The sequence below is a fragment of the Streptomyces sp. NPDC127129 genome (assembly GCF_042671585.1).
In the GTDB taxonomy this organism is placed as follows: Bacteria; Actinomycetota; Actinomycetes; order Streptomycetales; family Streptomycetaceae; genus Streptomyces.
The window spans coordinates 227,562-239,631 of record NZ_JBHXTV010000013.1 but is presented as its reverse complement, the minus strand read 5'-3'; the positions used below and the strand labels follow the sequence as shown (position 1 = coordinate 239,631).

The following is a 12,070-nucleotide window of genomic DNA, read 5'->3' as shown; positions in this document are numbered from 1 at the left end:
CCGGGGGGGGGGTGGGCGCTCCCCCGCTCCTCTTGGGTGGGGGGCGGGGCGGGGGGGGGGGGGGGGCCCCCCCCCGCGGGGGGGGGGGGGCGCGCCCCCCCCCCCCCCCGCCCCGGGCGGTTGACCGGTGTTCAGCCCGTCGCGGTCGTGTTCGCGGACGTGTCCCCGGGCGCGGACGGGGTGCGGCCGAAGTGGCGTGCCGTGGGCACCGCGGCCGCCGCGGCAGGGACCAGGAAGCAGGCCGCGGCGCAGACGGCGAGGACCGGGGTGATCCCGAGCGCGGCGATCGCGGGAGCGATCAGGGCCAGGCCGATCGGCGCCAGGCCGTAGGAGACCAGGAAGTCGAGCGACGAGACGCGGGCCAGCTTGTCCGGGGCGACCTCGCGCTGGGTGGCCGTGAACCAGGGGACGTTGAACAGCTCGATCCCGACGCCGGCCACGGCGTAGGCGGCGACCACGACGAGCGGGTGGACGGGCAGCATCAGGCTCAGCGGTGCCACGCCGTACGCCGCCAGACCGGCGAAGGCCGCCCAGCCCTGGGAGCGCGGACGCAGGCGGGCGATCACCAGCGCGCCGCCGAGCGCGCCCAGCGTGTACGCGGTCATGGCCGCGGCCAGCACCCACCCGGAGCCGTAACGGTCCCGGCTGATCAGGGGCAGCGCGACGCTCGTGGCGGAGTAGCCGAGGGCGATGACGGCGACCAGGGCGCCGAGACCGGCGAGGAACCAGGGGTGGCGGCGCGCCTCCCGTATGCCCTCCAGGAAGTCGCCGCGGAAGCCGGGACGCGGGCCCGCGCCCCCTGCAGCGGGGGTGGGCCGGTGCGTCGCACCGCCCCCGCCCGGGACCAGTGCGGCGATCAGCCAGAGCCCGCCGATGCCGAGCAGCAACGTCCCGACGTCGAGGAAGGCCGCGAGCAGCGCGGTCAGGGCGGGCCCGGCGAGCGTGGAACTCCGTACCGCCATGGTCATGGCGGCGTTCGCCTGCTGACGGCGCTCGGGGGCGACCGTCTCGGCGGTGAGCGCCTGGAACGCCGGCCGGCAGGCACCCTGCCCCGCGCCGGCGAGCGCGGCGGCCGCCGTCATCAGCACCAGTGAGCGGCCCAGCCCCACGGTGAGGAGGGGCGCGGCGACGGCGGCCGCGAGGGCGGACCAGAGGACCACCGTACGCCGGGAGTGACGGTCGGCCAGCACGCCGCCGACGGCGACCGCGGCGAGGAATCCGGCGGTGCGGGCGGCGAGGACCAGGCCGAGAGCGGCCGCGCCGAGGTCGCGGTGGAGCACGGCGAGCCCGAGGACGAAGGGCAGGGCCCAGGTCGCGAGCCCGGAGGCGGTGGTGCCCGCCCAGAGCCGCAGGAACGCGGGGTCGCGGAGGACCGAACGCGGGGGCGGGGACGGGGAGACGGAGGCTGTGGGCGTCGGTGTGGTGGCCATGTGCGGGGTGCTCCTTGGGCGCCGCTGGGGGTGCGGCGAAGCACACCCCGAGGTGGTTAATGAAAATGATTGTCGTTACAGTACCCTTTCGAGCGCGGCACTCCTGCACCGGTGCAGCGCCCTGCCCACCTGCCCGCCCGCCTCCTCGGACCGGAGAACCCATGCGCCACCCCACCCGTCTCGGCATCGCCCTGACCCTCGCCCTCGCCACCGCCGGCTGCTCCACGGCCGCCGGCGGCGGCTCCGCCGCGGACCCGGGATCCCCGGCGGCGGCCCGGACGGCCTCCGTCACCAGCTGCGGTCACCAACTGTCCTTCGCCCAACCGCCGCGACGCGCCGTCGCCCTGGACCAGACCTCGACCGAGACCCTGCTCGAACTCGGACTCCAGGACCGGATGGCGGGCAGCGCCAACCTCAAGACGAAGATCCCCGCGCGGTACCAGGCCGCGTACGCCGAGGTTCCGGTCATCGCCCCGAAGATCGCCACGGGCGAGCAACTGCGCGCCGCCTCACCCGACTTCGTCGTCGGAGGCTCCGCCGACCTCTTCACCCCGGACCGGGCCGGGACGCGCGAGGAGCTGGACGCCCTCAAGGTCCCCACCTTCGTCAGCGCCGTGGACTGCCCGAGCCGGAACCCGGCCGGAACGACCCCCTTCGAGCTGCTCTTCTCCGACTACGAGAAGCTCGGCACGGTCTTCGGCGTGCGGCAGCGCGCCGGTGAACTGGCCGCCGAGCAGCGCGCGGCGGTCGCCACCGCGGGGGAGAACGCCGCCAAGGCTCCCCGGGGCGCGGACCGGCCGACCGTCGTCTACCTCTACTCCGTCTTCAACGGCATGCCCTACGTCGCGGGCGGGACCGGTCTGCCCAGCGAGATGAGCCGGATCGTCGGCGCGAAGAACGCCTTCGACGACATCGACGAGGACTGGCCCGAGGTCTCCTGGGAGGAAGTCGCCCGGCGCGACCCGGACTTCATCGTCGTCGGCGACCTCTCCGAGCGCGGCCGGCCCGGCGACAGCGCCGCCGAGAAGCGCGCGACGATGACCGGGCACCCCGTGATCTCGAAGCTGGCGGCGGTACGCGAGAACAGGATCCTCACCGTGCCGGGCATCGAACTGGACCCGTCCGTACGCTCCGTCCACACCCTCGGGCTGCTGGCCCAGGGCATGAAGGACCTCGGACATGTCCGCTGAACCGCACGACGCCCGGAGCGCGCCGGCCGCACTGTCGCGTCCGGCCGCTCCGCTCCTCGCTGGCCGCGCCCTCCCGCTGCTCCTCGCGGCGGTCGTCCTCCTCGGCTCGGTCGCGGCCGCCGTACGCATCGGCACCGCCGACGTCGGCTGGACGGACCTCGCCCGGGTGCTCGGGGCCCGAATCGGCCTGGACGTACGGCCCCTGCCCCCGCTGGCCGACTCCCTCGTCTGGGACCTGCGCCTTCCACGCGTCCTGATGGCCGCCCTCGTCGGCGCCTCGCTCGCCGTGTGCGGCGCCGTGCTCCAGGCCGTCACCCGGAACGCGCTCGCCGACCCCTACCTGCTCGGCGTCTCCTCGGGCGCGTCGGCGGGAGCCGTCACCGTCGTCGTCCTCGGAGTCGGCGCGAGCACGCTCGGCGTCACCGGCGGAGCCCTCGCCGGCGCGCTGCTCTCCTTCGGGCTGCTCCTCCTGCTGCTGCGGCGTACCGGGCTCGACTCCATGCGCATCGTCCTCACCGGCGTCGTGGTCGGCCAGCTCTTCACCGCGCTGACCTCGCTCGTCCTGATGGCCTCGGCGGACGCCGACACCACACGGGCCGTCACCCACTGGCTGCTGGGCTCCATGGCGCCGGCCCGCTGGAACACGGTCGTGGTCTGCGCGATCGTCACCCCGCTCGGCCTCACCGTCGCGTGGCTCTGCTCGCAGGCCCTCGACGGCCTCGCCTTCGGCACCGACACCGCCGCCTCGCTCGGCATCGGCGTACGGCACACCCGGACGCTGCTGCTCGTGGTCACGGCCGCGCTGACCGCGGTCGCGGTGGCCACCGTCGGCGCCATCGGCTTCGTCGGCCTGATCGTCCCGCACGGGGTGCGCTTCCTCGTCGGGCCGCTGCACCGGCTCCTCCTGCCGTACACGGCGCTCGCCGGCGCGGTGTTCCTGGTGTGGACGGACGCGCTCGCGCGGATCGTCTTCGCACCCCGCGAGGTTCCCGTCGGCGTGATCACCGCGCTGCTCGGCGTACCGCTCTTCCTCCTGGTCCTGCGCAAGCGGGGTGAACTGTGAGGATCACCGCCGAGAACCTGAGCTGGTCGGTGGCCGGGACCACGGTCGTCCGCGACGTCGGCGCGGACATCGCCCCCGGCGAGACGGTCGGCCTGCTCGGCCCCAACGGCTCGGGCAAGTCCTCGCTCCTGCGCTGCCTGGCCGGCCTGCGGACCCCCGGCACCGGCACGGTCCGCTACGACGGCGAGTCCGTACGGGAGTGGAGCGCGCGCCGGATCGCCCGCCATGTCGCCTTCGTCGCCCAGGACTCGGGTGCCGACAGCGATCTGCGGGTCGCCGACGTCGTGGGCCTGGGGCGCACCCCGTTCCGGGACCGCTGGCACGGACCGGACGCCACCGACCGGGCGGTGGTCGCCGCCGCGCTGGAGCGCGTCGGACTCACCGCACTGGCCGGCCGCTCCTGGAAGGCGCTGTCGGGCGGCGAACGGCAGCGCGCCCACATCGCCCGCGCGCTGGCCCAGCAGCCCCGCGCGCTCCTGCTCGACGAGCCCACCAACCACCTTGACGTCCGGCACCAGCTGGAGCTGATGCGGCTGCTCACCGGCACCGACCGGACCGTCCTGGTCGCGCTGCACGACCTGTCGCTGGCCGCCCGGTACTGCGACCGGCTGCTGCTCCTGCACCGCGGCCGCCTCGTCGCCTCCGGCGCCCCCGCCGCCGTCCTCACCCCCGAGCGGCTCGCCGAGGTCTTCGAGGTGGACGCCGTACTGACCACCGACGCGCTGGGACACCCGGCCGTCACCTACCGCGGACCGCTCCCCGTCGGGGCACCGACGGCCGAACCCGCCCTGTGAAAAGGAACCCCATGCCCCTCACCACCCCGCTCCGCTCCGTCGACGCGCTCATCAAGGCGGTCCTCGCCGGCGAGCACGGCCCGGCCCCTTCCGAACTCGTCGCGACCAGTGTGTTCTGGCTCCACCACGGCACCCGACTGGCCGGCGGTGACACGACGTACCTCAACCAGTACGTCCTGGTCCGCCTCGGCGGGTCCTTCGGCGGGTGCGCCTTCGAGGCCGGGGAGATCGCCCCGTCGGTCTGCCGCGACTTCTCCGGCGCCCCGCACGACGCCCTGCTGCGCGAGGCCCCGCGCCCCCTCCGGATCGCCGCCCTCGACGCGTACCTCTCCGAGATCCGCCCGCACCGCGCGGCCGGGGAAGCGGGCGACGCCGAGGCGGTGACCCTGCCCGCCGGTACCCCGGAGGTCCGCGCCCGGGCCCGGGACGCGGCCGTCGCCGGCCTGCTCGACATCGAGCCGGGCGCGCGGGTCGGCCTCATCGGCGTCGTCAACCCGCTGGTCGCGGCGATCCGGGAGCGCGGCGGCGAACCGCTGCCCTGCGACTTCAACCTCAGGGCCACCCAGTGGGGCGACCCCGTCACGGCCGACATGCACGAGGTGCTGGAGCGCGCCGATGCCGTCGTCGCCACCGGAATGACCCTGAGCAACGGCTCGTTCGACACCGTCCTGGGGCGCTGCCGGGCCCGTGGCGTCCCGCTGATCGTCTACGCGCAGACCGGCAGCGCCGTCGCCCGTGCCTTCCTCGGCTCGGGCGTCACCGCGCTCTCCGCGGAACCCTTCCCGTTCTCGCAGTTCAGCGCCGAGCGCACGGACCTGTACCGCTACCGGGCGGTGGGCGGCGCGTGACCCCCACCGCGCGCCGCGCGCTGCGCCGTACCGGCACCGGGTACGCGCCCTGCCACCACGGCGAGATCCTCCAGGGAGTGTTCCTCGACGGCGAGGGACGCCGGTGCGCCGGACTGGTCACCCTGCCCCTGGCCGGCCCCGGCAGCCATGCCGCGTTCGTCCTCCGTCCCGGTGCCGCGCCCGACGCGCTCACCGTCGTGCCCGCCGACCGCACGAAGGCCGCGCAGGCCGCGGTCCTCGCGGTCGCGGAGTGCGCGGAGCGGTCCGGACTGCCGCCCAGCGGCGGCGAGTTGAGGCTCAGCGGTGACATCCCGGTGGGTCTCGGCATGGGCAGCTCCACCAGCGACGTCATCGCCACGGTACGCGCGGTCGCCGACGCCTACGGGCTGCCCCTCGCCGCCGGGACGGTCGCCCGGCTCGCGGTGCGCGCCGAACTCGCCTGCGACCCGCTGATGTGGGACGGCCGCGCGGTGCTCTTCGCCCAACGGGAGGGCCGGGTCCTGGAGGACCTCGGCCCGGCCCTCCCGCCCCTGGTCGTCGTCGGCTGCGCCCTCGGCGGGGGAGCGCCCGTCGACACCCTCGCCCTGCCCGTGGGGGAGGCGACCGACGCCGACGTCCGGGAGTACGAGCGGCTGCGCGCGCTGCTGCGCCGGGCGGTGGCCACCGGCGACGCCCGGCTTCTCGGGGAGGTCGCCACCGCCAGCGCACGGAGGGGCCAACGACTGCTCGGACACCCGGAGTTCGAGGCGCTGACCGCCGTCTCCCGGCACGTCGGGGCGGTGGGTGTCCAGATCGCGCACAGCGGCGCGGTGGCGGGCGTCCTCCTCGACCCCGCCGCTCCGGGCCTGCGGCACCGCGTGCGCCGCTGTCTGCGCGCCCTGGACGCCCACGGCATCCCCGCCACCCGGACCTTCACGACCGTTCCCACCCGCAAGGAGATCCCGCATGGACCAGCACATCGCGGAGGCCGTCGGCCGGCCGGACCTGATACGCCTCGACGACCGGCTCGTCTGCCTGCGCTTTGAGACGATGAAGGTGGTCTCCGCCCTCGCCGCCGTACGCCATCTGCTCGACACCGGAGCCGTACGGCGCGGGGACACGCTCCTCGACAGCTCCAGCGGCATCTACGCGTACGCCCTCGCCCTGGCCTGTCACCGGCACGGCATGCGCTGCCACATCGTCGGCTCGACGACGGTCGACCACACCCTGCGCACCCAACTCGCCGTCCTCGGAGCGACGCTGGAGCGGATGGAACCGTGCAGCGACCTCAAGCTCGATCAGAAGCGGCGGGTGGAGCGGATCCACGAGATCCTCGCCGCGCACCCCGAGTACCACTGGATGCGGCAGTACCACGACTCCGTCCACTACCTGGGCTACCGCGCGATCGCCGACCGCGTCCGAGAGGCGACCGGCGCGGACGGCCTGACCGTCGTCGGCGGGGTCGGCTCGGGCGCCTCCACCGGCGCCCTCGCCCGCTACCTGCGGGAGGATCCGGACGGGCGCGCGGCGCCCGACGTCGAGCTCGTCGGGGTCCAGCCGTACGGCAGCGTCACCTTCGGCGCGGAGCACGTCGCCGACCCCGAGATCATCATCGCCGGGATCGGCAGCTCCATCCCCTTCGGCAACGTCGCGCACGAGCTGTACGACACCCTGCACTGGATCTCCTTCGACGCGGCCCTGGCCGGCAGCGTCGACCTCCTGCGCCGCCACGCGGTCTTCGCCGGACTCTCGACCGGAGCCGCCTATCTCGCCGCCCGCCACGAACGCGAACGCGCCCCCGGGCGCACGGTCCTCTTCGTCGCCGCCGACACCGGCCACCGGTACGTCGACACGGTCTTCGCCCGCCATGCCGGAGCCGCCCCGCTCTCGGCCCTCGCCCCCCGGGAGGTGCGGGACCAGAGCGAACTGGCCCTCCCCTGGTCCCGTATGCGGTGGAACCGGACCCCGGCGCCGGCCGTGGGCGGGTAGCCCCCGGCGGCAGGTGCCTTGCGCTCGACGGCCGAGAACGACGCAACAAACTTGCGAGGCTTGCGCTAGTCTTGCGTTCATGACGCGACGACTTGCTCAAGTGGCCAAGAAGGTGGGAGTCAGCGAGGCCACGGTCAGCCGTGTGCTCAACGGCAAGCCCGGTGTCTCCGAGGCCACCCGGCAGTCCGTCCTCACCGCGCTCGACGTGCTCGGATACGAGCGGCCCACCCAGCTGCGCGGTGAGCGCGCGCGGCTCGTCGGTCTGGTCCTGCCGGAGCTGCAGAACCCGATCTTCCCCGCGTTCGCCGAGGTCATCGGCGGCGCGCTCGCGCAGCAGGGGCTGACCCCCGTGCTCTGCACCCAGACCAAGGGGGGCGTCTCCGAGGCCGACTACGTGGAGCTCCTCCTCCAGCAGCAGGTGTCCGGCGTCGTCTTCGCCGGCGGTCTGTTCGCGCAGGCGGACGCGCCGCACGACCACTACCACCAGCTGGCGGAGCGCAACATCCCGGTCGTCCTCATCAACGCGTCCATCGCCGGGCTCAACTTCCCCTGCGTGTCCTGCGACGACGCCGTCGCCGTCGAGCAGGCCTGGCGCCACCTCGCCTCGCTCGGGCACGAGCGGATCGGTCTCGTCCTCGGCCCGAGCGACCACGTCCCCTCGCGACGCAAGCTCGAAGCGGCCCGGGCCGCCGCCGCGGCGGCGGGCGCCGCGCTGCCGGACGAGCACGTCGTGCGGTCGATCTTCTCGCTCGAAGGAGGCCAGGCCGCCGCCACCCGCCTCCTGGAGCGGGGCGTCACCGGCATCGTGTGCGCCAGCGACCCGCTCGCCCTGGGGGCGATCAGGGCCGCGCGGCGGCGCGGGCTCTCCGTTCCCGGGCAGGTGTCGGTCGTCGGTTTCGACGACTCCGCCTTCATGAACTGCACCGAGCCGCCGCTCTCCACGGTCCGCCAGCCCATCGAGGCGATGGGGCGCGCGGCGGTCGAGCTGCTCTGCGCCCAGATCCAGGGGACCCAGACCGACCCCGGCGAGCTCCTCTTCGAGCCCGAACTCGTCGTGCGCGGATCGACCGCGCCGCCGCCCCTCGGCTGACCCCTCACCCTCCGCTCGTTCCCGGCTCCGGCGCCGGGGAGGCCTCACCGCCTCCCCGGCGCCGGAGCCGTTCTGCGTTGACCTGCGGGGATGCGGCACCCCAACTGCCGGTTCTGCCACGGCTGTTGACAAAGCGGTGACCTGATAGAAACCTGTCACCCCGGCGGCGCAAAAGATTAACGAAAATGCTCAATAAGTTTGTATCTCGCCGTCATTCATTGTCAGAGCTCCGCTGGGTTCCTGGCGAGTGTCCCTGTGTCGACGCATGGCCGCGGCCCGGCAGACGGAGAGGCCCATATGAGAGGCAACATCCTGAGCTGGCGGTTGACGGTCGGCATGCTGATAGCCGGACTGGTCGCCGTGGGGCTCCTGCCCGTCCACGCGTACGCCGCGGCGGCCGGGCCCAACCTCGCGCTCGGCAGAACGGTCACAGCCGGCGGAGCCCACGGGGCGTACCCGGCGGGCAACGTCACCGACGGAAGCCAGCAGTCCTACTGGGAGGGTCCGGCGGGATCGTTCCCCCAGTGGGTGCAGATCGACCTCGGCGCGAGCACCCGTGTCGACGACGTCGTCCTGAAACTCCCCACCACCTGGGAGGCCCGTTCGCAGACCGTCGGCGTCCTCGGCAGCACCGACGGCAGCACCTTCACCACCCTCGCCGCCGCCCAGCCGCGCGCGTTCGGCCCTGCCGGGGCGAACACCGTGAGCATCGCCCTCACCTCCGCCGACGCCCGGTTCGTACGGATCCAGGTGACGGCCAACTCCGGCTGGAACGCCGCCCAGCTGTCCGAGGTCGAGGTCTACGGCGCCGGCGGCCCGGTCGACCCTCCGGTCGAGGGGACCAACCTCGCGCGCAACAAGCCGATCGAGGCGACCTCGTCGACCCAGACCTACGTCGCCGCCCACGCCAACGACGACAACACCGGCACCTACTGGGAGTCCGCAGGGTTCCCGTCCAGCCTGACGGTGAAGCTCGGCGCCGACGCCGACGTACGCGCCGTGGTGGTCAAACTCAACCCCGACCAGGTGTGGGGGCCCAGGACGCAGTCGATCGAGGTCCTCGGGCGTGAGCAGTCGGCCTCCGGCTTCACCTCGCTCAAGGCACGCGCCGACCACGCGTTCAGCCCCGCCGGCCAGAACTCCGTCACCATCCCGGTGACCGGACGGTACGCGGACCTGCGCCTGACCTTCTTCTCCAACACCGGCGCCCCGGGCGCCCAGGTCGCGGAGTTCCAGGTCGTCGGCGCGGCCGCCCCCAACCCCGACCTCACCGTCACCGACCTGACGTGGACTCCGTCCTCCCCCTCCGAGACGGACGCCGTGACGGTCGCCGCCACGGTGCGCAACGCCGGTTCGGCCGCCGCGCCCGCCACCACCGTCCAGGTCAGCCTGGAGGGCGTCGTCGCCGGCTCCGCCCCGGTCGCCGCGCTCGCCGCCGGCGCCTCGGCGACCGTCCCGGTCACGGTGGGCAGGCGTCCGATGGGCTCGTACACCGTGTCGGCCGTGGTCGACCCGACCGACACTGTCGCGGAGCAGGACAACGGCAACAACAGCCGGACGGCGTCGGCGAAGCTCGTCGTCGGCCAGAGCCCCGGTCCCGACCTGCGGATCACTGGGATCACGACCAACCCGGCGGCTCCCGCGGTCGGTTCCCCCGTCACCTTCACCGTCGCGGTCCACAACCGCGGCACCACCGGAGCTCCGGCCGGCACGGTCACCCGGCTGACGGCCGGGACCACCACCCTGAACGGCACCACCGGCGCGATCGCCGCGGGCGGGACGGCCACCGTCCCGATCTCCGGCACCTGGACGGCCACCAGCGGCGGAGCCACCCTCACGGCGACCGCCGACGCCACCGGGACCCTCACCGAGACGGACGAGAACAACAACGTCTTCACCCGCTCCCTCGTCGTGGGGCGCGGTGCGGCCGTGCCGTACACCGAGTACGAGGCGGAGGACGCCCGGTACGAGGGCACGCTGCTCACCGCCGACCAGAAGCGGACCTTCGGCCACACCAACTTCGCCTCCGAGTCCTCCGGCCGGAAGTCGGTGCGGCTCACCTCACAGGGCCAGTACGTCGAGTTCACCTCGACCAACCCCGCGAACTCGATCGTCGTACGCAACTCGGTCCCCGACGCGGCGGCCGGCGGCGGGGCGGAGGCCACGATCAGCCTGTACGCGGACGGCGTCTTCGTCCGCAAACTGACCCTGTCCTCCAAGCACAGCTGGCTCTACGGCACCACCGACGATCCCGAGGGCCTCACCAACCGGCCCGGCGGTGACGCGCGGAGGCTCTTCGACGAGTCCCACGCCCTGCTGACGCAGACCTACCCGGTGGGCACGAAATTCCGGCTCCAACGCGACGCGGGCGACTCGGCCGCCTTCCACGTCATCGACCTGATCGACCTGGAGCAGGTGGCGCCCCCGGCCGCCAAGCCGGCCGGATGCGTCTCCATCACCGAATACGGCGCCGTCCCCAACGACGGCATCGACGACACCGACGCCCTCCAGCGTGCGGTGACCGCCGACCAGAACGGCCAGATCCCCTGCGTCTGGATCCCCGCAGGCCAGTGGCGCCAGGAGCAGAAGATCCTGACCGACGACCCGCTGAACCGGGGCCAGTTCAACCAGGTCGGCATCCGGGACGTGACGATCCGCGGCGCGGGCATGTGGCACTCCCAGCTGTACACGCTGACCCCGCCGCACCAGGCGGGTGGCATCAACCACCCGCACGAGGGCAACTTCGGCTTCGACATCGACCACAACACGCAGATCTCCGACATCGCCATCTTCGGGTCGGGCCAGATCCGCGGCGGCGACGGCAACGCCGAGGGCGGCGTCGGCCTCAACGGCCGCTTCGGCAAGGGCACCAAGATCAGCAACGTCTGGATCGAGCACGCGAACGTCGGTGTCTGGGCCGGCCGCGACTACTCCAACATCCCCGAGCTCTGGGGCCCCGGAGACGGCCTGGAGTTCACCGGGATGCGGATCCGCAACACCTACGCCGACGGCATCAACTTCGCCAACGGCACCCGCAACTCCACCGTCTTCGACTCGTCCTTCCGCAACACCGGCGACGACGCGCTGGCCGTCTGGGCCAGCAAGTACGTCAAGGACACCTCGGTGGACATCGGATCCGACAACCACTTCCGCAACAACACCATCCAGCTGCCCTGGCGCGCCAACGGCATCGCGGTCTACGGCGGCTTCGGCAACACCATCGAGAACAACATCATCTCGGACACCATGAACTACCCGGGCATCATGTTGGCGACCGACCACGACCCGCTGCCCTTCTCCGGGCAGACGCTGATCGCCAACAACGCCCTGCACCGCACCGGCGGCGCGTTCTGGAACGAGGACCAGGAGTTCGGCGCGATCACGCTCTTCGCGCAGGGCCAGCCCATCCCGGGCGTCACCATCCGGGACACCGACATCCTCGACTCGACCTATGACGGCATCCAGTTCAAGACCGGTGGCGGCGAGATGCCGGACGTGAAGATCACGAATGTCCGCATCGACAAGTCGAACAACGGCTCCGGGATCCTCGCGATGAGCGGGGCGCGCGGCAGCGCGACGCTGACGGGCGTGACCATCACCGACTCGGCCGAGGGCGACGTCCTCGTCGAGCCGGGCTCGCAGTTCGTCGTCAACAGGAACTGACGCTCACACGCCGCACTGGCCCAC

9 protein-coding genes are annotated in these 12,070 nt (G+C 73.3%); 8 read left to right on the top strand and 1 reads right to left on the bottom strand.

Features of this window, described 5'->3' with window-relative positions; genetic code table 11:
- Positions 1 to 131 precede the first annotated feature (131 nt).
- Positions 132 to 1,430, bottom strand: a complete 1,299-nt coding sequence (locus ACFVGW_RS25090) for an MFS transporter (RefSeq protein ID WP_385853556.1) — start codon at positions 1,428 to 1,430, stop codon at positions 132 to 134.
- Positions 1,431 to 1,591: 161 nt separating this feature from the next.
- Here ACFVGW_RS25090 and ACFVGW_RS25085 point away from each other — a divergent pair, with 161 nt between their 5' ends.
- The 8 genes from ACFVGW_RS25085 (at position 1,592) to ACFVGW_RS25050 (ending at position 12,046) form a co-directional block, all read left to right on the top strand.
- Positions 1,592 to 2,620 (top strand): ABC transporter substrate-binding protein, encoded by a 1,029-nt coding sequence (locus tag ACFVGW_RS25085; protein WP_385853555.1) that lies wholly within the window; start codon positions 1,592 to 1,594, stop codon positions 2,618 to 2,620.
- Positions 2,610 to 3,683, top strand: coding sequence for a FecCD family ABC transporter permease (locus ACFVGW_RS25080; RefSeq protein WP_385853554.1), 1,074 nt, complete (start codon positions 2,610 to 2,612; stop codon positions 3,681 to 3,683). The genes ACFVGW_RS25085 and ACFVGW_RS25080 overlap by 11 nt, the downstream gene beginning before the upstream one ends.
- Positions 3,680 to 4,477, top strand: a complete 798-nt coding sequence (locus ACFVGW_RS25075; protein ID WP_385853553.1) for an ABC transporter ATP-binding protein — start codon at positions 3,680 to 3,682, stop codon at positions 4,475 to 4,477. The genes ACFVGW_RS25080 and ACFVGW_RS25075 overlap by 4 nt, the downstream gene beginning before the upstream one ends.
- A gap of 11 nt (positions 4,478 to 4,488) precedes the next feature.
- The gene (locus ACFVGW_RS25070) at positions 4,489 to 5,325 is read left to right on the top strand and encodes a Rossmann-like domain-containing protein (RefSeq protein WP_385853552.1); all 837 of its coding nucleotides are present in this window, start codon (positions 4,489 to 4,491) and stop codon (positions 5,323 to 5,325) included.
- Complete coding sequence (locus tag ACFVGW_RS25065) at positions 5,322 to 6,350, top strand: GHMP kinase (protein ID WP_385853551.1); 1,029 nt, start codon at positions 5,322 to 5,324, stop codon at positions 6,348 to 6,350. The genes ACFVGW_RS25070 and ACFVGW_RS25065 overlap by 4 nt, the downstream gene beginning before the upstream one ends.
- Entirely contained in the window at positions 6,271 to 7,293 is a 1,023-nt protein-coding gene (locus tag ACFVGW_RS25060) for a pyridoxal-phosphate dependent enzyme (RefSeq protein WP_383228809.1), read from the top strand. Before ACFVGW_RS25065 ends, ACFVGW_RS25060 begins: the two co-directional genes overlap by 80 nt.
- Positions 7,294 to 7,372: 79 nt before the next feature.
- Positions 7,373 to 8,383, top strand: coding sequence for a LacI family DNA-binding transcriptional regulator (locus ACFVGW_RS25055; protein WP_352192795.1), 1,011 nt, complete (start codon positions 7,373 to 7,375; stop codon positions 8,381 to 8,383).
- A 297-nt stretch (positions 8,384 to 8,680) separates the two neighbouring features.
- Entirely contained in the window at positions 8,681 to 12,046 is a 3,366-nt protein-coding gene (locus ACFVGW_RS25050) for a CARDB domain-containing protein (protein ID WP_385853550.1), read from the top strand.
- Positions 12,047 to 12,070: the final 24 nt, after the last annotated feature.